This window comes from Nonomuraea rhizosphaerae (assembly GCF_019396405.1).
Taxonomy (GTDB): Bacteria; Actinomycetota; Actinomycetes; order Streptosporangiales; family Streptosporangiaceae; genus Nonomuraea; species Nonomuraea rhizosphaerae.
In genome coordinates this window covers 1-21,225 of the sequence record NZ_JAHKRL010000381.1, presented here as the reverse complement: position 1 = coordinate 21,225, position 21,225 = coordinate 1, and the positions used below count along the sequence as shown (strand labels likewise).

Sequence of the window (21,225 nt, the reverse complement as noted above, 5' to 3'; positions counted from 1 at the left end):
CGGCCAGCCGCCGGCGCAGAACCCCGCCCACCCCCCGCCGACGCCCCCCAGGTCGAGCACAACAGGCCGGGCTCCAACCTGAGCCGCGACCCCTCCGACCCTGACCACAGGTTCGTGACGGCGGGGCAGATCAGCGGCTCGCGCACCCCGCCGCCCGAGCGTCAGCAGGAGCTCTGGAACACCGTCTTCGGCGACGACTACCAGGGCATGGGCGAGCCGGAGTCCCTGGAGAGCTCGGGCAAGCCCCTCTGGATCTACGCGCTCGCGGGCTCGGTGGCGATCGCGCTGGTCGGCGCCGTGCTGTGGGCGTTCCTCGCCGGGCCGCTGGCCAGCAACGAGCCGTCCCCTTCGGCCACGACGGCCGCCAAGGCCTCCACCTCGCCCAGCTCCGCGCCCACCAAGGCGGCCAGCTCCATCCCGCGCCTGCCGCGCTGGTCGGGCCGGGCCGCCCCGGTGACGGGCACGGTGCAGAACCTCACGGCCGGGCTCACGGTCCCCCGCCTCGGCGGCACCTGGCAGCTCGACCAGCGCGGGCCGGTCACGGTCAGGGCCACGTACGGGTACGACACCCGCCAGTTCGTCGTGACCGGCCCGAACAGGGCCGCCCAGATCATGACGGGGCCGCTGTCGGCCAAGCTGGCCTCCTCGTTCACCAGCGAGGACGACCTGGAGCCGGTGATCAAGCAGGTCGTGCTGAACGCCCGCAAGCGCTTCTTCCCGGCCGACAACAAGGTGCGCAAGATCGCCCAGCAGCCCATCAAGGTGGGCCAGAACTCCGGGCGGGTGATCGCGTACGCGCTCACCTCGGGCACCGAGAAGGCGACCATCGTCGTGGCCGCCGTCAACACGGGCAAGGACGTCCCGGCGATCGTCTACATGTCGGTCCCGTCCACCAGCAAGCAGTTGCTGCCCGACGTCAACACGGTCATCAAGCAGATGAAGGTGACCGCCGCCTCCTGACGCCTCCCGCTCCGTCCCCGGCCCGCCCGGGCCGGGGGACGGAACGAGTGGGGTCAGAACGTGCACTCCATGTGCTTGATGCCGTTGATGAAGCTGGAGTGCAGCCGGTCCGGCTTGCCGCCCTCGATGCCGGGGACCCGCCGCAGCAGCTCGCGGAACATCACCGTGATCTCGCGGCGGGCCAGGTGGGCGCCGAGGCAGAAGTGCGGGCCGGGGCCGCCGAAGCCCACGTGGGGGTTGGGCGAGCGGGTGATGTCGAAGCGCTCGGGCTGGTCGAACACGGAGGCGTCCCGGTTGGCGGACCAGTAGTACAGCACCGCCTTGTCGCCCTCCCGGTACAGGTGGCCGTTCATCTCGAAGTCGCGGGTCGCCTTGCGGCGCATGAAGTTCACCGGCGCGGCGAGCCGGACGATCTCCTCCACGGCCGTCGGCGAGTGCCCGTCCAGGTCCTGGAGCCAGAGCGCGCGCTGGTCGGGGTTGTTGGTGAGCAGGCGCAGGCCGTACGAGATGGCGTTGCGGGTGGTCTCGTTGCCGGCGACCACGAGCAGGATGAAGAACGAGCCCAGCTCCTGAAGGGTCAGGCGCTCGCCGTCGATGTTGGCGTTGACCAGGGAGGAGGTCAGGTCGTTGGTGGGGTTCTCGGCGCGGTGGGCGGCGAGGTCCTGGACGAGCTGCTGCAGCTCCATGCCGGCGTTGAGCAGGAGGGTGGCGACCTGGCTGATGTCGTCGCCGGCGTACTCGGGGTCGGTGCCGCCGAGGATGACGTTCGAGCGGTCGAAGACGAACTGGTAGTCGCGCTCGGGGATGCCCATCATGTCGCAGATGATCTTCAGGGGCAGGCGGGCGGCGACCTGGGCGACGAAGTCGCCGCCGGGGCCCTCGGCCAGCAGGTCGTCCACGATCTGCGAGGCCGCGGTCTCGACGTCGGCCTCGAACTGCTTGATCATCTTGGGGGTGAAGGCCCGGGAGACGATCCGGCGCAGGCGGGCGTGGCGGGGGTCGTCCATGTTGATCATGGAGCCGAAGTACTCCGTGAACTCGGCCGGCATGTCGGGGATGCTCGTCGCGCCGCCGTTGCCGGAGGCGAAGACCTCGGGGTTGCGGCTGGCCTCCAGGATGTCGGCGTGCTTGACCAGCGCGTAGTAGCCGGGTCCCGGCGGCAGGAAGTCGACCTCCGGCTCGGCGAAGAAGGCCGGGGTCTCGCGCGCCCGGAGCCGCTCGAAGGCCACCTCCCGCTCCGTCATCGGCTTGGCCCAGAAGTCACGGTCCGACAGGTCAAAGTCAACGACGTCCATGAGCACCAACGTTCGGAGAGCGGCCTACACACGACGAAGTACACCGTACGTCGGAAGGGTCGGGAATGGGGATTTTCGGGAGATCAGAAAACCGTTGGCGTCCGTGTGGCGATGATCGGTAGCGTGACCCGCATGACGTTCTTCTACCTCCGTTAGCGACCCGCCGGCGGGTTCGTGGGTGACCCACCGCCGGTGATGCGGGGCGGCCTGCCGCCGTCCCGGGTCGCGACGTGGGAGAAGGACAGTTGCGCAAGCTGGCCGTGGCCAGGGCGGTGCGTGGCATCGAGCCCTTGGTGGCTGCTGAGATTCGACGGGCCGGGCTCGGAGCGGTGCGCGGGGTGCGCCATCGCGAGGTGTGGTTCGAGACGGCCGAGACGGGCCCCGCGCTGACGGGGCTGCGGATGGCCGACGACGTGCTCCTGGTGGGAGCCGTCGTGGAGGGCGTGGGGCGGGACAGGACCGCCCTGGAGCGCCTGGCGGGGGCGGCGCGGGAGATCGACCCCGCGGGCCTGCTGAAGGCGGAGCCGGACGGGGTGGAGGTGTCCGCCTCGTTCCTGGGGCGGCGCAACTACGGCCGGTTCGACATCGAGGACGCCGTCGGGGGTGAGCTGGCCCGGACCCTGCGGCTGCCGTACCACTCGCGCCGCGACGGCCGGGTGCCGCCGGAGGGGGCGGCCGGGTGGCGGGTGACGGTGGAGGGCGATCGGGCGGTCATCGGGCTGCGCGTGTCCGGCAGGCCGTTGCATCGCCGGGCGTACAAGGTGGCCTCGGTGCCGGGGACGCTGCACCCGCCGGTCGCGGCGGCGATGGCCTGGCTGGCGCGGCTCGGCGACGCCCGCACGGTGCTGGACCCCTGCTGCGGGGCCGGCACGACGATCGTCGAGGCGCGGGCGCTCGCGCCGCGCGCGCGGTTGCTCGGGCTCGACCTGGCCGTGGACGCCGCCAAGGTCAACGGCGAGAGCGGCGCCGCGTTCGGGGTCGCCGGTGAGGAGGGAGGCGTCGCGTTCGCGGTGGCCGACGCCGGGCGGATCCCGCTGCCCGACGCCGGTGTGGACCGCGTCCTGGTGAACCCGCCCTGGGACCGTCAGGTGCCCCCGGCCGGGCTGCTCCGGCGTGATCCCGGCCGGCTGTGGCGGGAGATCCGCCGGGTGCTGGCCGACGACGGCTTGGTGGTCGCGCTCATGCCCGAGGACGCCCGTACGGGCCTCGTGGTGGACAGACTCGTGGTGGACAGAACGGTCCGGATCAGTCTCGCCGGGCAGCACCCGGCCATCGCGGTGCTCAGGAAGCCGGGCCGAGCCAGTCCAGGATCAGCCGGTTGACCTCGGCGGGCCGCTCCACGTGCAGGAAGTGGCCCGCGCCCGCCACCTGCTCGGCCCGCGAACCGGGCGGCAGGTGGCTGAGCGCGTTCTTGGCCAGGTCGGCCGACAGGCAGCCGTCCCGCAGACCGTGCAGGTAGAGGATCTCGCCGGTGGCGGCCGGCTCGGGCGAGGGGTAGCGGCCGGTGGGCGGGGTGGTGCCGAGCATCGCGCGGTAGTAGCCGATGGCGGCCGTCAGGTTCGCCGGCCGGGCCAGGCTCTGGCGGACGAACTCCACGTCCTGCGCGGCGTCGTAGCCGGGCGACCAGTCGCGCCAGAGGCCCTCGATGAACCCGGGCGTCGAGGCGGCGGTCTCGGCCAGGGCGGTCTGGAAGAGGAAGATGTAGAAGGAACGCTTGAGCTGCTCGTACTCCAGGAAGCCGGTCAGCACGGCGGGCGTCGGCGGCACGGCCAGTGCCACGGACCTGCGGAAACGGTCGGCGCACACGTACACGGGGAAGGCGCCCCAGTCGTGCCCGACGAGCACTGCCGACTCGTCGCCGCCCAGCTCCTCGCGCAGGGCCATGACGTCGGCGACGATCGCGCCCGACTCGTACGCGCCGTCGGCGGGCACCTCGGTCGGCGCGTACCCGCGCATGAACGGCGCCACCGCGCGATAGCCCTGCTCGGCCAGCGCCGGCATCAGATGGCGCCAGGTGTGGGCCGTGTCGGGGAAGCCGTGCAGGCATAACGCCAGCGGCCCCTCCCCTACGGTCAGATACGCGAACTCCACCCCGTTGGCGTGGACGGTCCTGATCTCCATGACTGCGAAACCTAGCACCGGGGCCGCGATCGGAGTACTACTCCTTGTATGCGACGAGGCCGCCGTGCTGCTGCCGTGCTGCTGCCCGCCGGGGTCCTGGCCGACCGGGTTGATCGCCTCCGTCTGCCGGGAGGGTCCCGAGGGCGGCAAGGCGCCGGGGATCTTCAGCGCGGTCTCCGGACCGGCCATGACGCTGGGCCCGTTGGTAGGCGGCGCGGCGCTGTTCGCGGTCGGCACGGCCGTCGGCGTGGCCGTGCTGGCGCTGCCGTACGGGGCGGGGGCCGGCACGATGCTGCTCGTGGCCGCCGCGCCGGCGCTGGTGGCGGCACTGCTGCCGGTGGCTCTGCGGGGCACCCGGGCCAGCCTGTCCCCGTCCGCCCCCACCCCGGCCGAGGGGACCGACCCCTCGGGCCACTGACACCTCCGCCCGGCCCGGCTGCTGAAGACCGGTCACGAGAAGCGGCGCCCGCCTGCGCGCCGAGGCGGCCGGAAGGTCAGAAGGTGTATTTCAGGTGTTTGACACCGTTGATGAAGTTCGAGAGCAGGAAGTCCGGCTCGCCCACGGACCTGATGTTCGGCAGGCGGGTGAACAGTTCGCGGAACATCACGGTCATCTCCCTGCGTGCCAGGTGGGCGCCCAGGCAGTAGTGGGGGCCGGGGCCGCCGAAGCCGACGTGCGGGTTCGGGTCGCGGGTGATGTCGAACGTCTCGGGGTCGCTGAACACCGTCTCGTCGCGGTTGGCCGAGTTGTAGAAGAGCAGCACCTTGTCGCCCTTCTTGTACTGCATGCCGTTCATCTCGTGGTCCTGGGTGAGCGTGCGGCGGAACTGGATCACCGGTGTCGCGTAGCGGATGATCTCGTCGCACGCCTTGACGACGTGGCCGTCGAAGTCGTCCAGGAGGAGGGCGCGCTGGTCGGGGTGGTCGGTGAAGAGCTTGAGCCCGTACGCGATGGCGTTGCGGGTGGTCTCGCTGCCGGCCACGACGAGCAGGATGAAGAACGAGCCCAGTTCCTGTGGAGTGAGCCGTTCCTCGCCGTTGACCAGCAGGCTGACCAGGTCGTCCGTGGGGTGCTTGCGGCGCTGGTCGCCGAGGCGGGCGGCGAGGCGGTTGAGCGAGAAGCCGGCGTGCAGCAGGCGGCCCAGGCCGCGGGCCACGTCGAGGCGGTTGAAGCCGGTGCCGATGCCGGTGTACTCGGGGTCGGCGTTGCCGAGGATGACGTTGGTGCGCCGCAGCACCATGTCATGAAATTTCGGTGGGATGCCCATCATGTCGCAGATGACCTGTACGGGGAGCCGCGCCGCGATCTGCGACACGAAGTCGCCCGGCCCCTCGGCGACCACCCGGTCCACGATCTCGGCGGCGGCCCTGGCCAGGTCCCCCTCCATCTTCGACAGGATGCGCAGGGTGAAGGCCCTGGAGACGATCCGGCGCAGCCGCGCGTGCCGCGGGTCGTCCATGTTGATCATCGAGCCGAAGTACACGGCCAGCCAGCGGGGCAGGTCGGGCACGCTGTTGGAGCACGGCTCGCTGCTGAACACGGCCGCGTTCCTGCTGGCCTCGGCCACGTCGGCGTGCCGGACGAGGGCGTAGTAGCCCACCCCTCCCTTGATGAAGGGGACGGGCTGCTCCGGCACGAACACCGGCTGGTCCAGCGCCCGCAGCCGCCGGAAGACCTCCATGCGCTCGGCCTGGGGCAGCCCCCAGAACAGGTACTGGCCGATGTCCAGGTCACTGGAGAGCGTCATGACAAGAAGATTTGTGCAAGCGCTCACTTACGTCAAGGGCCAACGCCCCTCCTCATCGCCCGGCGATCAGCTCCGGCTCAGCGCTTGGCGATCAGCTCCGCTCCCTTCTCACCGATCATGATGGCGGGGGCGTGCGTGTGGCCGCGGTTGAGCGTCGGCATGATCGACGCGTCCACGACCCTGAGCCCGTCGAGCCCGCGCACCTTGAGCGACGGATCGACGACCGACTCGGCGTCGACGCCCATGCGGCAGGTGCCGACGGGGTGGTACAGCGTCTCGCCGCGCTCGCGCACCCACTGCGCCAGCTCCTCGTCGCTCTCCGGCCCCGGGTAGGGGGCCATCGGCGGGCCCGCCCACGGCTTCATGGCAGTGGTGGCGAAGATCTGCTTGGCCGCCTTGAGCCCGGCGACCAGCCGCTTGATGTCGCCCTCCTGGGACAGGTAAGCGGGGTCGATCACCGCGTCGCGGCCGTTCAGCGTGACCCTGCCGCGGCTCTGCGGCTGCAGCAGGATGACGCCGACGGTCAGTCCGTGGCCGGTCGGCGGGGTGAGCCCGTGGTCGACGAACGGCCCCGGCGCGAAGATCAGCTCGATGTCGGGGGCGGGCTCCTCGGGTGAGGTCCTGATGAAGGCCACGGCCTCGCCGACGTTCGTGGTGAGCATGCCGGAGCGCAGCACGATGTAGCGCAGCAGGTTGCCGATCGACTCGGCCTTGGTCAGCGTGACCGGCTGCTTGCACTGCACGAACACGCCGGACGAGAGGTGGTCCTGAAGGTTCCTGCCGACCTCGGGCAGGTCGTGCACGACCGTCACGCCGGCGTCGCGCAGCTCGTCGGCCGCGCCGACGCCCGAGCGCATGAGCAGGTGCGGCGAGCCGATCGCGCCCGCCGACAGGATGACCTCCCGCTTGGCCTTGATCTGCGCGCCGCCGTCGTGCTCGACGGCGACGGCCCGGGTGCCCTCGAAGACGACCCGGTCCACGGTGGCGCCGGTGATCACGGTCAGGTTGGGGCGCTTGAGCGCGGGACGCAGGTAGGCGTCGGCGGCGCTCCACCGCCGGCCGCGGTTCTGGGTGACGGGGGTGGCGCTGTAGCCCTCGTTGGAGCGGCCGTTGAGCTCGGCCAGCCGGGTGTAGCCCAGCTCCTCGCAGGCCTGCAGGAAGGCCGCGGTGGTGACGTTCGGGCTGCGCAGCTCGGAGATGAACAGCGGGCCGGACGAGCCGTACACGCCGCCGTTGTTGCTGCCGACGCGGTGCTCGGCCTTGGTGAAGTAGGGCAGGACCTCCTCGTACGACCAGCCGGGGATCTCCCACTGGTCGTAGTCGCGCTGGCAGCCGCGCACCCACATCTGCGCGTTGAGCGAGGAGGAGCCGCCGATCACCCGGCCTCTGGGCCAGTAGAGCTCCCTGCCGGACATCTCGCTCTGCTTGGCGGTGGTGTAGTTCCAGTCGTACTCGGTCTTGAAGAGCTTGGCGAAACCCGCGGGCATGCGGATCTCCAGCTTGTCGTCCTGACCGCCCGCCTCGACGAGGGCCACGGACACGCCCGGGTCCGCCGACAGCCTGTTGGCCAGCACGCATCCCGCGGAACCGGCCCCGACGATCACGTAGTCGTACTCCATGACCCCTCCAGGTAAGTTGGTACTTGCTTACTCCACCCCGCGTACCGCGTCCATACACATCTGTGACCGTCATTACCTACCGGTCGGTATGGACGGCTGCAATGATGGCGCACAAGTCGTCTTATTGAGGGAGGAAGGCGTCATGCTCAACCTGTCGATCGTCCTGGAGGACAGCGCCAGGAACACCCCTGACGGCACCGCCATTGTCTTCGGCGACATGCGGCTGCCGTACTCGATGATCGACACCGTGGCGAACCAGGTGGCGAACCTGCTGGTCTCCCGGGGGATCGCCAAGGGTGACAAGGTCGCGCTGGCCTGTCCCAACCTGCCCTACTTCCCGTTCGTCTACTTCGGCATCCTGAAGGCCGGGGCGACGGTGGTGCCGCTCAACGTGCTGCTGCAGTCGCGCGAGATCGCCTACCATCTCGGCGACAGCGACGCCAAGGCGCTGTTCTGCTTCGAGGGCACGCCCGAGCTGCCGCTGGGTGAGCGGGGCAGGGCCGGGTTCGAGGCGGCGGAGGGCTGCGAGCACCTGTTCATCCTCCCGGCCACGCCGCTCGCGACCGAGTCCGAGCACGGCGAGTCGATCTGGGCGGCGCTGGACGGGATGGGCGCCACGTTCGAGACCGTGCAGACGGCGGCCGACGACACGGCCGTGATCCTCTACACCTCCGGCACCACCGGCCAGCCCAAGGGCGCCGAGCTCAGCCACCAGAACATGCTGCTGAACGCCATGGCCAGCGACAAGATGTTCCCCCGCCAGGAGGATCTCGACATCTACCTGGCGGTGCTGCCGCTGTTCCACTCCTTCGGCCAGACCGTCGTGATGAACACCGGCTTCCTGCGCGGCGCGACCGTCGTGCTGATGCCCCGCTTCGACCCGGACGAGGCGCTCGCGCTGATCCGCAAGGAGGGCGTCACGTTCTTCGCCGGGGTGCCGACCATGTACTGGGGCATGCTGACCAAGATCCACGCCGATGGGGCGGAGGTGCCGGCCACCCTGCGGTTCGCCGTGGCGGGCGGCGCGTCCTCGCCCGTCGAGGTGCTGAAGGACTTCGAGCAGACCTTCGGCATCGGCATCCTGGAGGGGTACGGCCTGTCGGAGACCTCCCCGGTGGCCAGCTTCAACCAGCTCGGCCGCCCCACCAAGCCGGGCACGGTCGGCACGCCGATCTGGGGCGTGGAGATGAAGCTCATCGACGGCGACTGGAAGACCGTCGAGGGCGAGGGGCCGGGCGAGATCGCGATCCGCGGGCACAACATCATGAAGGGCTACTACGGCCGCCCCGACGCGACGGCCGACGTGATGCGCGACGGGTGGTTCCGTACGGGCGACATCGCCACGCGCGACGCCGACGGCTACTACTCGATCATCGACCGCTCCAAGGACATGATCATCCGCGGCGGGTTCAACGTCTACCCGCGCGAGCTCGAAGAGGTCCTGATGACGCACGAGGCCGTCTCGCTGGCGGCCGTCGTCGGCGTGGCGCACGAGTCGCACGGCGAGGAGATCAAGGCGTACATCATCCGCACGCCCGGTTCGGCCACGACGGAGGACGAGCTGATCGCCTGGGCGAAGGAGAACATGGCGGCCTACAAGTACCCGCGCATCGTGGAGTTCCGCGACGCGCTGCCGATGACGGCCACCGGCAAGATCCTCAAGCGCGAGCTGCGCTAGGGCTCGCGGGCGCCCCGGAAGAACCGGGGCGCCCCTGGCTCAGCCGCGCCGGGAGACCACGGCGCGGCCCATGGCCGGGTCGTCGCAGAAGGCCCCGTCGATGCCCAGGTCGAGCAGCCTGGCCAGCCAGCCCGTCACGTCGCCCGTGGCGCGCGGGTAGGCGGGACTGGCCGGGTTTCCCAGCCGGTAGTCGGCCGGGAGCTGGGAGTTCTCGTTGCGGATGGTCCACACGTGCACGTCCAGCCGCCTGCGGTGGGCGTCGGCGACGAGCGTGGTGGGTTCGAGCAGCCTGCCGTCCGCGCCGGCGGGCACGACGCGGCGGGTGTCCACGCCGACGCCGTCCGCGTACCTGGCCACCTCACGGAGCCCGTCCGGCGTCACCATGTCGTCGTAGGTCCGCGGGTCGCCGGCCGCCACCCAGTCGTAGGGCGCGCCGCCGGACGTGATGAGCTGGATCAGCGGCAGCTTGGTCCGCCCGCTCAGCTCCCGCAGGTTCGCCGTCTCGAACGACTGGATGTACGCCTTGCGCACGTGGAGGCGGTTGAGCGTGTCGAGCAGCGGCTCCTCCAGCGACAGTCCGATGGAGTCGAAGTACGTCGGGTGCTTGGTCTCCGGGTAGACGCCTACGCCGTGGCTCTGCGCCAGCCGCACGACCTCCTCGAACGTCGGGATCTCCGCCAGCCCGTCGAAGGCCGTGTTGTCCGGCCGCAGGTCGGGCACCCGTTCCTTGGCGCGCAGCGTCTTCAGCTCGGCCAGCGTGAAGTCCTCGGTGAACCACCCGGTGATCGGCCGCCCGTCGACGGTCTTGGTGACGCGCCGGTCGGCGAACTCCGGACGGGCCGCCACGTCCGTGGTGCCCGTGATGTCGTTCTCGTGCCGGGCCACCAGGACGTGGTCCTTGGTCGAGACCAGGTCGGGCTCGATGTAGTCGGCGCCCATCGCTATCGCCGCCTCGTACGACAGCAGCGTGTGCTCGGGACGGTGGGCGCTGGCGCCCCGGTGCCCGATGACGACGGGACTCTGCCCGCGGCGCTCGGCCGTGGCGGTGTGGGGCTGGAGCAACACGACGGCGACCGTACCACCGGCCAGGACGGCCAGGGCGCTCGCCAATACCCTGCGCATCAGCATGCCGCGTACGATAGACCGCCCAGGTGGCCCGTGAGTGAAGACCGGGCGAAGCCGGCAGGCCGGGCACCGGTGTGGACGACCCCCTGAACACTCCCGCGACGGCGCGCGTATCTCCCGATGAGGACGGCCGTAACAGTCCCCCAGGCAGATCCGTACGAGGAGGCGTCGTAGTGCCAACACGACTCGGGCGGACGGCGGTGGCCACGAGCTTGTCGTTCCTCGTCCTGGCCTCCGTCACGCCCGCCGCCGTGGCCGAGCCCACGCCGAGCCCCGCCGCCAGGGCCAAGGTCCAGGCGAAGCTGGTCAAGCTCAACGAGCAGGCCGACAAGGTGGTCGAGCGGTACAACCAGGCCACGGAGACCTACAAGAGGGCCAAGAAGAAGTACGACGCGCTCGACGCCGAGCTCACCGTCAAGTCCGTACGCTCCGACACCCTGCGCAAGGACATCGTGGCGGTGGCGATCAACGACTACCAGTACGGCTCCTTCGGCGGCGTGCAGCCGCAGATGATCCAGGGCGGCCCCCAGGCGAGCCTGGCCAGCATGGCCTCGCTCGCGCAGATGGCGGCCGACCGGGCCTCGAAGCTGCGCGTCTACGAGGACAGCATCAAGGACCTGCGCGACCGCCGCAACGACGCCAAGACCGCGCTCGCCGAGGCCGACAAAGCGCGTGACCAGGTGGGCGACGACAAGAAGGACGTCGAGAAGCTCATCGCGGAGCAGACCAGGCTGCTGCGCCGGCTGGGCACCTTCAAGAGCGGGAACCCGAACAGCACCGGCATCAAGTACTCCGGGCCGGCCTCGGGTGATGCCCGCACGGCGCTGGAGTTCGCGTTCGCGCAGGTGGGCAAGCCGTACCGGTACGGCGGGACAGGGCCGAACTTCTTCGACTGCTCCGGGTTCACCCAGGCCGCCTGGCGGGCGGCCGGGGTGTCGCTGCCGCGCACGACGTACACGCAGTGGGCGTGGGGCGCGAGCCGTCGGGTGCCGCTGAACCAGCTCGAACCTGGTGACCTGCTGTTCAGCAGGGGGCTGGGGCACATGGGGATGTACGTCGGGAACGGCCGGATGGTGCACGCGCCGCAGACCGGGGACGTGGTGAAGGTGGTCAACCTGGACGACTACTGGCGGGCCCGCCTCCTCGGCGCCATCCGCCCGTAACGACTATTCGCCCATAAATCACCATCCGCCGCAAACCGCCACCCGCCTGCCGTACAGATGGTGATAATCCCAACATGGTTCGCTTACTGTCCCTCTCGGCGATCGCCGCGCTGGCCGCTCTGGCGGCCGGCATGGTCGCCGGCGGCGCGGCGTTCGACGTCGGCATCATCGCCATCGCCGACCCGGGCGCGCTGACCCGCTGGGGCCTGCCGATCGCCAAGACGGCCGCGAACCTGGCCGGCGCCCTCACCGCCGGGCTGCTGCTGACGGCGGCGGCCCTGATCCCGTCCGAGGACGGCCGGCTCACCGCCGACGCCGCCAGATACGCGCGGGCGGCCGGCCCCGCCGCGCTGGTCTGGGCGATCTCGACCGCGCTGACCTTCGTGTTCACGCTGTCGGAGATCTTCGGCGCCCCGCTGACACGGCTGCCGGTCGGCCAGGTGCTGGACGTCGCCTTCAGCGTGTCGCAGTGCGAGGCGCTGCTGACGGTGCTGGCCCTGTCGGCGGGGATCGCGCTGCTGGCCGGGCGGGCGCGGCGGGTGCCGGGCACGGCCGCTCTGCTGGCGCTGGCCCTGGTCGCGTTGCTGCCGCCGCTGTTCACCGGCCACTCGGCCAGCTCGCCGAACCACACGCTGGCCGTCACGGCGGTCGGCCTGCACATCGTGACGCTGGCGCTGTGGGTGGGCGGCCTAGCCGCCGTCACCGCGCACGCGCTGCGCCGCCGCCCGGACCTGCCGGTCGTCGCGGAGCGGTTCTCGCGTCTGGCGCTGTGGTGCTTCGCCGGGGTCGCGGTGAGCGGGCTGGCCGCCGCCGTGGGCCGCCTGACCGAGCTGGAGCAGCTTCGCTCCTCCTCCTACGGGCAGCTCATCGTGGCCAAGACGCTCGCGTTCGGGGTGCTGGCGATGTTCGGCCGGCTGCACCGCCGCTACACGCTGGCCGAGCTGCGGGACGGCCGGCCGCGCGCGTTCCTGCGGCTGGCGCTGGGCGAGGTGACGCTGATGGCGGCCGTGACGGGGCTGGCGGTGGCCCTGTCGCGCACCGCGCCGCCGGCCCTCGACCTGCCCATCGACCCGGTACGCGAGCTGCTCGGGTACGCGATGCCGCCCGAGGTCACCGCCGCCCGGCTGGCCGGGCTGTGGCGGCTGGACCTGTTCTTCGCCCTGCTCGTCGCCATGGCCGCGCTGTCCTACGGGGCCGGGGTCGCCCGGCTGCGCCGCCGGGGCGAGACCTGGCCGGCGGGCCGGTCCGTGGCGTGGGGGCTGGGGCTCGCCGCCGTCGTGGTCCTCACCCAGAGCGGGATCGCCACGTACGCGCCGGTGCTGCTCGGTGTGCACGTGGCCGGGCACATGGGCATGACGGTCGTGGCCCCGCTGCTGCTGGTCTGCGGTGCGCCGGTGACGCTGGCCCTGCGGTCGCTGCGGCCCGCCGGGCAGCCCGGGGACCGGGGTCCCCGCGAATGGCTCGCGGCGGGCGGCCGGCTCAGGGACGCGCTGTCGCACCCGGCCACCGCCGTGGCCGTGCTCGTCGCCGGGACCTGCGGGCTGTATCTCACCTCGCTGTTCAAGGCCACGATGGCCCACCCGGTGGGGCATGTGCTGATGAACGCCTGGTTCCTGCTGTCCGGGCTGCTGCTCTTCGGGGTGGCGCTGCGCAGGATCGGCGCGCTGGTGGCGGCCATGGTGTTCCACGTGCTGTTCGGGGTCGCGCTCATGCTGGACCTGACGGCCGTGTCGTCCTGGTACGTCCAGCTCGGCGGGATGGGGTCGGCGAACGTCGCGGGCGGGATGGCGTGGCTGTTCGGCGTGCTGCCCGTCATGGCCGCCGCGGTCGCCGTCACGACCCGCCGGGGGCAGCTCAGGGCGCGGGTCGCCGTACGGCGCTGAGGAAAGCGGAGGAAAGCGAAGAAAGCTGGGGAAAGCTGAGGGAATTGGCGCGGGGTGATCGAACCGTGTCCGGCTTCTCCGCGTATCTCCGGTTGTGAGCGGCGCCATCGGACACCCCGCTTTCCGCGCGGTGCGCGCGGTGGTGTTCGCCGTGGCCTGCGTGCACGCCGGGCTGGGCATGCACGTGCTGAACGGCGGCGCCGAGCCGGGGCTGGCGACCGTGGCCGCCGTCACCTTCCTGACCGGCGCGGGCGCGTACCTGCTCGCCCGCCGCCGCAGGAGCCTGCTCACGCTGCTGGCGGCCTGCTTCGCCGCCCAGTACGGCATGCACAACGTGTTCGGCTCGGGCTCGCCCGTGATGGGCCACCATGACGGGCGCGGCCTGTCGGCGGGGATCGGGATGCTGCTGGCGCACGCGGTCGTGGCGCTGCTGTCGGCGTGGTGGCTGGAGCGCGGTGAGACGGCGCTGGCCACGTACCTGTTCCTGCTGGCCTGCTCGCTGTGCGAGCTGTGGCGCGGGCCGGTCACCGTGCCCGCTCCCCCGGCGCGCCGCGTCGTGCCGGTCCATGGCGGCACGCCCGCCATCCGCGCGTCCCAGGTGCTGGCCTGGGCGCTGTGCCGCAGGGGTCCGCCCAGGTAGGGACGGCTTTTCAGCGACCGTCATCGGCAGCGCCCCGCGCTGTCCGTTCGTCATGGCCGCGTGCCGGTCGTGGCTCCTCCCTGCCTGCCTCTCCGAGACGGAGACCCTTGATGACCTCAGTCGACGTACGCCCGGAAACACCCGCCCGGCCCACTCCCATCCCCTCGTCGCAGCGCTACCGGGTCGTATGGCGCTGGCACTTCTACGCGGGGCTGTTCGTCGCCCCCGTCCTGCTCGTCCTCGCCGTGACCGGCGCGATCTACCTGTTCAAGGAGCCGTTCGAGGAGTGGCACTACTCCGACGTCCGCAGCCTGTCGGCTCCCGTGACGGCGGCGCGGCCCCTGTCGGAGCAGATCGCCGCCGCCAAGCTGGCCCGCCCCGGCGCGGGCGTCATGTCCGTCATCCCGCCGACCGCCCCTGACCGGACCACCCGGGTCATCATGCAGGGCGCGGACACCGGGCCGTGGGCGCAGGGCGTCTCGGTGTACGTGGACCCGTCCTCGGCGCGGGTGGTCGGCCAGGTCGACGACTCCACGACGTTCATGCGCGTCGTGCGGACGATCCACGGCGAGCTGATGTCCGGCACGGTCGGCGACCGGATCGTGGAGATCGCCGCCTGCTGGGCGCTGATCCTCATCGCCACCGGCTCCTACCTGTGGTGGACCAGCCGCCGCCGGCGCCCCGCCCGCTCGGGCCGGGCCCGGCTGCGCCGCCTGCACGCCTGGACCGGCGTCGGCGCCGGGGTGGCGGTCGTCTTCCTCGTCCTGTCCGGGCTGCCGTGGTCGGGCGTGTGGGGCGACAACCTGCAGAAGCTCCAGGAGAAGACCGGCTCGACCTACCCGAACGCGGACGACTTCCCGCACACCTCGACCCTGTCGAAGGACCTGTCCACCAACCCGGACGCCAAGGTGCCGTGGGCCGCCGAGCTCCTGCCCGTGCCGGAGTCGGAGGGCCACGCCGGGCACACCACCGCGCACGGCGTCCTGCAGCCGGGCGCCCTGCCCGTCGAGCAGGCGCTGGCCGCCGCCCGCCCGGTGCTACGCGACTGCCCGCCCGCCGAGTGTGACGTCAAGGTGCTGCTGCCGGCCGACGCGAAGGGCGTCTACACGATCGTCACCGACAACCGCCGCGACCCCGCCGCCGCGCAGACCCTGCACGTGGACCAGTACAGCGGCAAGGTCCTGGTCTCCTACGGCTGGCAGGAGTACGGCATCATGGCCAAGGCCGTCGAGCAGGGCATCGCCATGCACGAGGGCCGCCGCTACGGCACCGCCAACCTGCTGGTCATGCTCGGCGCCTGCCTGGCGCTGATCACGCTGGTGGTCACCGGCGTGTGGATGTGGTGGAAGCGCCGCCCCCAGGGCCGGGTGGGCGCGCCCGCCAGGACCACCAGCAGGCGAGCCACGTACGGGGTGATCGCGATCATGGCGGTGCTCGGGGTGCTGTTCCCGCTGGCGGGCGTCACCATGGTGGTGGCGCTGCTGCTCGACTGGCTGGTGCTGCGGCGCGTCCCGGCGCTGGCCCGCCTGACCGGCTGACGCGGGGCGATCTCAGGGCGGGGTGGTCCTGTGCGGGCCGCCCCGCCGATCATCCGCACTGTGAAGCGGGCCGGCGCGCTCCTGCTGTGAGCGCCCGGAGCGGGTGGGCCCGGTGTCACCAGGGGTTCAGCGAGCCCCGCCCCACCGGGCCGGTCGGGCTGAACATGACGGGCAGCGACTCCAGCCCGCGCACCCACGGCGTCTGCCGCCACCGCACCTCGTGCGGCTCGATCGCCAGCCGCGCGTCGGGCAGCCGGTCCAGCAGCACCTCGATGGCCGTCTTGGCGATGATCTCGCCCAGCTCCGGGGCGGGGAACGGGCAGCCGTACTCGCCGTGGCTGAACGACATGTGCGCCCGGTTCGCCCCTGACTCCTCGTGGGAGGCCGGCTGCACCTGCGGGTCGGCGTTGGCCGCGGCGATGCCCAGCACCAGCAGGTCGCCCTTGCGCACCCGCCGCCCGGCCAGGTCGCAGTCCCGTACGGCCCAGCGCGAGGGCATGTTGCGGACCGGCGGGTCCTTCCACAGCACCTCGTTCAGCGCCTCGCCGACGCTGCTGCGCCCGCCCTGGAGGGTCATCGAGAAGTGGTCGTCGACCAGCATGAGGCGCAGCGCGTTGCCGATCCAGTTGGCGCAGCTGCTGTAGGAGGCGATGACCAGCACCATCAGGTCCTGCACGACCTCGTCGTCGGTGAGCCGCGCGGCGCTGGCCAGCAGGTGCGAGGTGATGTCCTGCTCGGGCCTGGCGCGCTTGGTGACGGCCAGCCGGACCATGCCCTCCAGGACGCGGGAGTGGGAGTCCGAGGCGTCCTTCGCTCCGTCCAGGAGGTGGGTGATGACTCGTACCATGTCCGGCAGGTCGGACTCCGGCATGCCGTACAGGCGGATGACGACCTGGGCCGGGATCCGGTAGGCGAACTGGGTGATCAGCTCGGCCCGCCCGTCGCCGGCGAACTCGTCGATCACGAGGTCGGCGACCCGCTCGCAGATCATGGTCAGCTCGGTGCGGTCCACGCTGTCCAGCGCGTCGCCGATCGCGCCGGAGCGCCGCCTGCGCTCCTCGCCCTCGGAGAACATCACCGTCGGCTGCCAGGTCACGTACGTGATCGAGGGCCAGTCCGGCGGGATGTGCTCGCGCATGTTCCAGCGGCGGGGGTCGCGGCCGAACAGCTGCGGCTGGCTCGTGACGTGGTGCAGCTCGCGGTAGCCGATCACCAGCCAGGCCGGGATGTCGTTGTCGAGCAGCACCGGCACGATCGGGCCGTGCTTGCGGCGCATCTCCTCGAACAGCTCGGCCGGCTCGTCGTGGATGCGCGACCCGTACAGCGGCACGGCGTCGGCGTGGTCGGGGTAGCCGTCCAGGAGGTCGGTCACAGTTCGCTCTCCCCGGGGTCGTCGGTCATGCGGGCCAGATGCTTCACGAGCGTGATCAGCACGTGCTTGGACGAGGGCCGCTCCCGCGCGTCGCACTCGACGAGCGGCACCTCGGGCGACAGCTCCAGGGAGTCGCGCACCGCGTCCAGGGAGGGGCCGTCGGAGAAGCGGTTGACGGCGACGACGAACGGCGTCCGGTGGTGCTCCAGCCGGTCGATGGAGTACCAGGAGTCCTCCACCCGCCGCGTGTCCACCAGGACGACCGCGCCCAGGCTGCCGGCGAAGAGCTGGTCCCACACGAACCAGAACCGCTCCTGCCCCGGCGCCCCGAACAGGTACAGGACCGTGTCCTCGTTCACCGTGATGCGGCCGAAGTCGAAGGCCACCGTGGTGGTGGTCTTGCCACGCACCCGGCTGGCGTCGTCGATGCCGACACTGGCCTGGGTCATGACCTCCTCGGTGCTCAGCGGGCGGATCTCGCTCACCGAGCCGACCATGGTCGTCTTGCCCACGCCGAACCCGCCGACGATCACGATCTTCAGCGCGTCCAGGGCGGCGGCGTTCAGCGGCGCGCGCACGTCCGTGGGCTCAGAGGTCGTTGAGGGCACTCAGCACCTGCTTCAGTATCTCGGGATCGGGCCGCCCGGCCTGGAGGGCGGCAGACGGGTGGCGGACGGTGATGCGACCGGTGTCCAGCAGGTCGCGCAGCAGGATCTTCACCACGCTGACCGGTAATCGCAGCTCGGCGGAGATCTCCACCACCGCCGTCGGCTGCCGGGCCATCCGCAGGATCCTGACGTGCTCCGACTGCATGCCGGGGGTGGGCTCGCACTCGCTGACGATGAGCGAGACCGAGTCGAAGGCGTGCTCGTCGGCGCGGGTGCGGCCGCCGGTGACCGTGTAGAGCCGGTCGGGGCTCTCCTGGTCGACGGACCGGCGGGTCATGGGCGTTCGCCGATGCTCTCCGAGCGTGTGCTCTCCGGCCGTACGCCCTCAGGCCGCACGCTTTCCGGCCGCACACTTTCCGACCGGCGCGGCGCCGCGGTGAGGTACGCCCCGATCTGCTCGACCATCTCGTTCATGTTGTGCGCGATCAGTCCCACGTCGCCGTCCTCCTCCGCCACCACGGCCAGGTGCGCGCCGGCCCCCGCCGGCACGATGAGCAGCAGCCCGCCCGCGAACTCCACCATCGCCTGACCGGCCCCGATGCCGTCGCCGAACTCCGCCGAGGCGCTCAGCGACAGGCTCTGGATGCCGGCGGCCAGGGCCGCGAGCTGGTCGGCCCCGTCGCGTTCCAGGCCGGTGGTGAAGCACAGCTTGAGGCCGTCCCTGGTCAGGACCAGGACGTGCCTGATCCCGGGGGTCTTCTTCCTGAGGTTCTCCAGTAGCCAGTCGAGGTCGCGATCGGTGGTGCGCGCGGCGTTGGTTGTGCTCATCGATACGACGGGACGTGCGTCCGGCGCGGGGCCGAGGTGCCGCCCCTGCCTCCTTACTGTGTTGCGTCTTCGTTCCGGTGTCGGGCGGGAACGGGCGTCAGGAATCCTCGGTTGCCGGCCGCTTCTGGCCGCCCGCCTGCCGGAACGCGGCCAGCCTGGCCGCCGCGTCGTGCCCGTCACGCGGCGCCTTGGCCGTCGCCGGAGCCTGCTGCCGCGCCTTGGTCGCCTCCGCCAGCGTCTGTCCACGCCGCCGCCTGGGCAGCTCGTCCTCGGCGGGCGGCTCCTGCTCGACGGGCTTCTCCCTCGGCGGCAGGGCCTGCGCGGGCACGACGGGCGGCTCGACGGCCGCCGGCCGGGGCTGGGTGACCAGCACGCGCGGGATCAGCACCACGACCCCGGTGCCGCCCCTGGCCGAGGGCCGGAAGCTGACCGTCAGGCCGTACTTGTCGACCAGCCGGCCCACGACCGCCAGGCCCAGCCTGGTGCCGGACAGCGTGCGCAGGTCCAGCGGCTCGGACACGAGCTTGGCGGCGTGGTGCCGCTCGCGGGGCCGCATGCCGAGGCCGCTGTCGTCGATGGTGATCACGACGCCGGCGTCCTCCTCGTCCACGTACACGTGGACCTCGGTGCCGTGCGCCGAGAACGAGGTGGCGTTGTCCATCAGCTCGGCCAGCGCGTGCATCACGCCCTCGGCCGCGTACCCGACCACGGCGACGGTGCTGGTCGAGTGGAGCCGGATGCGCCGGTAGGCGCCGATACGGCCCATGGCGCCGCGCAGGACGCTCTCCAGCACGATCGGCCGCGTCCAGCGCCGCCCGGAACGGCCGCCGCTCAGCAGGGCGATATTGTCGGCCAGGCGGCTGAGCTGGGAGACCCGGTGGTCCAGGTCGAGCAGGTCGCTCAGGACCTCCTCCTGCTCGCCGTAGCGCTCCTCCAGGTCGCGGAGCTGGGCCAGCAGGCTGGTGGCCTGGGCCTGCACCCGGGCGGCGGCGCCCGCGCAGGCGGCCATCGCCGCCGCGCCCTTGCGCTCGCCCTCGCCGAGGTGCCGCGCCGTCTCGCCCAGCAGGTCGCGCAGCGGGGAGTGCACCGGCTGGCGCACCACGGACAGCGCGGCGCTCACCGAGCTGCGGTCGTCCTGGATGCGGCGGACGAGGTCGGGCAGCGTGTCGCCGGTCAGCCGGGAGATCTCGTTCTCCATCGCGCCGCGGGAGGCCTGGGCGTTGGCGCGCTCGCGCTGGAGCACATCCAGCTCGTTGGCGACCGCCTTGACGATCTGCCGCACGGCGCCGTCCGCCGGCTGCGGCACGGTGGCCAGCGCGTCGGCGACCGCGGTGCCGCCGCGCACCTGGCGGCCCAGCGCCGGCAGCGACTCCTCGGCCAGGCGCAGCGTCTCCCGCTGCAGCCTGACGTAGCGGGCGTCGGACTGCCTGGCGCGCTCGCGTAACTGACGGCCCGTGGCGGCGTAGTGGACGATGACCGCCGCCGCGGCGGCCAGCAGCAGGGCGGAGATCCCGCCCACGACCGCCATCAGCCCCTTGGCCTCGGTCGGAGCGGAGGAAAGCGCCCACAACCACGCGCACACCGCGACGAGTGTGGTGCCTAGGGAGGCGACGACCGCCATTTCCCTGGGCGAGAGCCTTCGCTGTGTCCGTTGCTCTAATGACATCGGCGATCCTCATGGCGGTGGCCGGCGCGACTTACCGTTGCTGCTTCACGACCGTGCGCGAAGGGAAACGGCACTCACGGTAGCACCGTGCGTACTTCAAGAACAGACAATCACTGCTGAACCAAGAGCTTCAGTTTCAACAGACCACGCGTCAACATTTTTGTCGATCTAGTGGGCTGTATCCGTCATGTCGTGGTCCGGAATATTTGGCTGGTACGGGCGGGCTGACAGCCCTGTGTCCACCTCCCAGATCCTCGTGACCGGCGCGACCGGCAACGTCGGCCGTCAGGTCACCGCCCGCCTCCTGTCCTCCGGCGTCCCCGTACGCGCGCTGGCGAGGGATCCGCGCCCGCCGGGTGTGGTGCACCGCTCGTCGTCAGGGGTGCCCGAGCACACCGACCCGATCAACCGGACGCACGCCCGCATGGAGGCGCTGGTGGAGAGGTCCGGCCTGGAGTGGACCGTCCTGCGGGTGAACACGATCGCCTCCAACACCCTCGGCTGGGCCCACCAGATCCGCGCCACGGGGGTCGTCCGCGGCCCGGACATCGCGCCCACCGCCGTGATCGACCCGCGTGACATCGCCGCGGTCGCGTCGCGCGGCGGCGGATGCTCGCGGACGGCCGACCCGCCGCCCTGGTGGAGGCGCTGCTGGCGAGCGCGCAGACCCGCCCGCACTCGGACCTGGTCACCTCCACGGTGGAGCGGATCACCGGGACGCCGTCGCGTACGTTCCGCCGCTGGGCCGCCGACCACGCCGACGCCTTCCGCTGAGCGAGGAATCACAATGGTCACATTCACCCCAAATTGCGCAATACCCCCCACATCAACTACGGTCCTTGACCGTTGGTCAGCGTTCGCGGCGAAGTGTGGAGTGATCGAGTGAAGACGCGCAAGACCGGAGCCGGCATCGCCCTCAGCCTGGCCGTGGGCGTCCTGCACCTCACCGCCCCCGCCCCCGCCCAGGCCTCACCCACCCCC

20 protein-coding genes and 1 pseudogene are annotated in these 21,225 nt (G+C 71.5%); 10 read left to right on the top strand and 11 right to left on the bottom strand.

Annotation, left to right across the window (positions count from 1 at the left end; translation table 11 throughout):
• The coding region (locus KME77_RS19605) for a hypothetical protein (protein ID WP_372451200.1) at nt 1-960 on the top strand (960 nt) is incomplete at its 5' end.
• 53 nt (nt 961-1,013) lie between these two features.
• Here the strand turns inward: KME77_RS19605 and KME77_RS19600 are convergent.
• Nucleotides 1,014-2,255, bottom strand: a complete 1,242-nt coding sequence (locus KME77_RS19600; protein ID WP_219469764.1) for a cytochrome P450 — start codon at nt 2,253-2,255, stop codon at nt 1,014-1,016.
• A gap of 245 nt (nt 2,256-2,500) precedes the next feature.
• On the opposite strand from KME77_RS19600, the gene KME77_RS19595 reads away from it, so the two are divergent.
• Nucleotides 2,501-3,577, top strand: a complete 1,077-nt coding sequence (locus KME77_RS19595; RefSeq protein ID WP_246610213.1) for a methyltransferase domain-containing protein — start codon at nt 2,501-2,503, stop codon at nt 3,575-3,577.
• Here KME77_RS19595 and KME77_RS19590 read toward each other — a convergent pair.
• Nucleotides 3,537-4,376, bottom strand: a complete 840-nt coding sequence (locus KME77_RS19590; protein WP_219469763.1) for an alpha/beta fold hydrolase — start codon at nt 4,374-4,376, stop codon at nt 3,537-3,539. The two genes, KME77_RS19595 and KME77_RS19590, sit on opposite strands and share 41 nt — an antisense overlap.
• Nucleotides 4,377-4,440: 64 nt before the next feature.
• Here KME77_RS19590 and KME77_RS19585 point away from each other — a divergent pair, with 64 nt between their 5' ends.
• The gene (locus KME77_RS19585; RefSeq protein ID WP_219469760.1) at nt 4,441-4,794 is read left to right on the top strand and encodes a hypothetical protein; all 354 of its coding nucleotides are present in this window, start codon (nt 4,441-4,443) and stop codon (nt 4,792-4,794) included.
• 76 nt (nt 4,795-4,870) lie between these two features.
• On the opposite strand, the gene KME77_RS19580 is transcribed toward KME77_RS19585, so the two are convergent.
• Both KME77_RS19580 and KME77_RS19575 read right to left on the bottom strand, forming a co-directional pair.
• On the bottom strand, nt 4,871-6,124 hold the full coding sequence (locus KME77_RS19580) for a cytochrome P450 (RefSeq protein ID WP_219469757.1): 1,254 nt from the start codon (nt 6,122-6,124) through the stop codon (nt 4,871-4,873).
• 77 nt (nt 6,125-6,201) lie between these two features.
• Nucleotides 6,202-7,743: a GMC family oxidoreductase gene (locus tag KME77_RS19575; protein WP_219469752.1), complete on the bottom strand. Its 1,542-nt coding sequence runs from the start codon at nt 7,741-7,743 to the stop codon at nt 6,202-6,204.
• A gap of 142 nt (nt 7,744-7,885) precedes the next feature.
• Here KME77_RS19575 and KME77_RS19570 point away from each other — a divergent pair, with 142 nt between their 5' ends.
• A complete protein-coding gene (locus tag KME77_RS19570) occupies nt 7,886-9,421 on the top strand; it encodes a long-chain-fatty-acid--CoA ligase (RefSeq protein ID WP_219469750.1) in 1,536 nt (511 codons plus the stop codon).
• 39 nt (nt 9,422-9,460) lie between these two features.
• On the opposite strand, the gene KME77_RS19565 is transcribed toward KME77_RS19570, so the two are convergent.
• Nucleotides 9,461-10,549, bottom strand: coding sequence for a glycerophosphodiester phosphodiesterase (locus tag KME77_RS19565; RefSeq protein WP_246610211.1), 1,089 nt, complete (start codon nt 10,547-10,549; stop codon nt 9,461-9,463).
• Nucleotides 10,550-10,719: 170 nt separating this feature from the next.
• On the opposite strand from KME77_RS19565, the gene KME77_RS19560 reads away from it, so the two are divergent.
• The 4 genes from KME77_RS19560 to KME77_RS19545 all read left to right on the top strand — a co-directional run bounded on the left by KME77_RS19560 (nt 10,720) and on the right by KME77_RS19545 (nt 15,770).
• Nucleotides 10,720-11,709, top strand: a complete 990-nt coding sequence (locus KME77_RS19560; RefSeq protein WP_308250784.1) for a C40 family peptidase — start codon at nt 10,720-10,722, stop codon at nt 11,707-11,709.
• Nucleotides 11,710-11,783: 74 nt separating this feature from the next.
• Nucleotides 11,784-13,592, top strand: a complete 1,809-nt coding sequence (locus tag KME77_RS19555) for a bifunctional copper resistance protein CopD/cytochrome c oxidase assembly protein (RefSeq protein WP_219469748.1) — start codon at nt 11,784-11,786, stop codon at nt 13,590-13,592.
• Between the two features lie 94 nt (nt 13,593-13,686).
• Nucleotides 13,687-14,232: a hypothetical protein gene (locus KME77_RS19550; RefSeq protein ID WP_219469745.1), complete on the top strand. Its 546-nt coding sequence runs from the start codon at nt 13,687-13,689 to the stop codon at nt 14,230-14,232.
• 110 nt (nt 14,233-14,342) lie between these two features.
• The gene (locus KME77_RS19545; RefSeq protein WP_219469742.1) at nt 14,343-15,770 is read left to right on the top strand and encodes a PepSY-associated TM helix domain-containing protein; all 1,428 of its coding nucleotides are present in this window, start codon (nt 14,343-14,345) and stop codon (nt 15,768-15,770) included.
• A gap of 115 nt (nt 15,771-15,885) precedes the next feature.
• Here KME77_RS19545 and KME77_RS19540 read toward each other — a convergent pair whose 3' ends face one another.
• The 5 genes from KME77_RS19540 to KME77_RS19520 all read right to left on the bottom strand — a co-directional run bounded on the left by KME77_RS19540 (nt 15,886) and on the right by KME77_RS19520 (nt 20,199).
• Complete coding sequence (locus KME77_RS19540; RefSeq protein ID WP_219469738.1) at nt 15,886-17,142, bottom strand: cytochrome P450; 1,257 nt, start codon at nt 17,140-17,142, stop codon at nt 15,886-15,888.
• Nucleotides 17,139-17,750, bottom strand: a complete 612-nt coding sequence (locus KME77_RS19535; protein WP_219469736.1) for a GTP-binding protein — start codon at nt 17,748-17,750, stop codon at nt 17,139-17,141. The genes KME77_RS19540 and KME77_RS19535 overlap by 4 nt, the downstream gene beginning before the upstream one ends.
• On the bottom strand, nt 17,731-18,087 hold the full coding sequence (locus KME77_RS19530; protein ID WP_219469734.1) for a DUF742 domain-containing protein: 357 nt from the start codon (nt 18,085-18,087) through the stop codon (nt 17,731-17,733). The genes KME77_RS19535 and KME77_RS19530 overlap by 20 nt, the downstream gene beginning before the upstream one ends.
• Nucleotides 18,084-18,578: a roadblock/LC7 domain-containing protein gene (locus KME77_RS19525; protein WP_219469731.1), complete on the bottom strand. Its 495-nt coding sequence runs from the start codon at nt 18,576-18,578 to the stop codon at nt 18,084-18,086. The genes KME77_RS19530 and KME77_RS19525 overlap by 4 nt, the downstream gene beginning before the upstream one ends.
• Nucleotides 18,579-18,675: 97 nt before the next feature.
• On the bottom strand, nt 18,676-20,199 hold the full coding sequence (locus KME77_RS19520) for an ATP-binding protein (protein ID WP_219469727.1): 1,524 nt from the start codon (nt 20,197-20,199) through the stop codon (nt 18,676-18,678).
• A gap of 232 nt (nt 20,200-20,431) precedes the next feature.
• Between KME77_RS19520 and KME77_RS29420 the strand changes: the two are divergent.
• Nucleotides 20,432-20,569 (top strand): annotated as a pseudogene (locus tag KME77_RS29420) (hypothetical protein); the annotation flags it as partial.
• Here the strand turns inward: KME77_RS29420 and KME77_RS29415 are convergent.
• Nucleotides 20,530-20,793, bottom strand: a complete 264-nt coding sequence (locus KME77_RS29415) for a hypothetical protein (RefSeq protein WP_246610223.1) — start codon at nt 20,791-20,793, stop codon at nt 20,530-20,532. The pseudogene KME77_RS29420 and the gene KME77_RS29415 sit on opposite strands and share 40 nt — an antisense overlap.
• Before the next feature lie 60 nt (nt 20,794-20,853).
• On the opposite strand from KME77_RS29415, the gene KME77_RS29410 reads away from it, so the two are divergent.
• Nucleotides 20,854-21,018 carry a hypothetical protein gene (locus KME77_RS29410; protein ID WP_246610221.1) on the top strand — a complete coding sequence of 55 codons (165 nt, stop codon included), beginning with the start codon at nt 20,854-20,856 and terminating at the stop codon, nt 21,016-21,018.
• The last annotated feature ends 207 nt before the right edge of the window (nt 21,019-21,225 follow it).

Bases quoted from the DNA above. Each gene is read 5' to 3' on its own strand.
- KME77_RS19530 (WP_219469734.1), bottom strand. From the start codon at position 18,087: ATGACCCGCCGGTCCGTCGACCAGGAGAGCCCCGACCGGCTCTACACG.
- KME77_RS19520 (WP_219469727.1), bottom strand. From the start codon at position 20,199: ATGGCGGTCGTCGCCTCCCTAGGCACCACACTCGTCGCGGTGTGCGCG.
- KME77_RS19525 (WP_219469731.1), bottom strand. From the start codon at position 18,578: ATGAGCACAACCAACGCCGCGCGCACCACCGATCGCGACCTCGACTGG.
- KME77_RS19590 (WP_219469763.1), bottom strand. From the start codon at position 4,376: ATGGAGATCAGGACCGTCCACGCCAACGGGGTGGAGTTCGCGTATCTG.
- KME77_RS19565 (WP_246610211.1), bottom strand. From the start codon at position 10,549: ATGCTGATGCGCAGGGTATTGGCGAGCGCCCTGGCCGTCCTGGCCGGT.
- KME77_RS19570 (WP_219469750.1), top strand. From the start codon at position 7,886: ATGCTCAACCTGTCGATCGTCCTGGAGGACAGCGCCAGGAACACCCCT.
- KME77_RS29410 (WP_246610221.1), top strand. From the start codon at position 20,854: ATGCTCGCGGACGGCCGACCCGCCGCCCTGGTGGAGGCGCTGCTGGCG.
- KME77_RS19555 (WP_219469748.1), top strand. From the start codon at position 11,784: ATGGTTCGCTTACTGTCCCTCTCGGCGATCGCCGCGCTGGCCGCTCTG.
- KME77_RS29415 (WP_246610223.1), bottom strand. From the start codon at position 20,793: ATGTCCGGGCCGCGGACGACCCCCGTGGCGCGGATCTGGTGGGCCCAG.
- KME77_RS19545 (WP_219469742.1), top strand. From the start codon at position 14,343: ATGACCTCAGTCGACGTACGCCCGGAAACACCCGCCCGGCCCACTCCC.
- KME77_RS19580 (WP_219469757.1), bottom strand. From the start codon at position 6,124: ATGACGCTCTCCAGTGACCTGGACATCGGCCAGTACCTGTTCTGGGGG.
- KME77_RS19600 (WP_219469764.1), bottom strand. From the start codon at position 2,255: ATGGACGTCGTTGACTTTGACCTGTCGGACCGTGACTTCTGGGCCAAG.
- KME77_RS19575 (WP_219469752.1), bottom strand. From the start codon at position 7,743: ATGGAGTACGACTACGTGATCGTCGGGGCCGGTTCCGCGGGATGCGTG.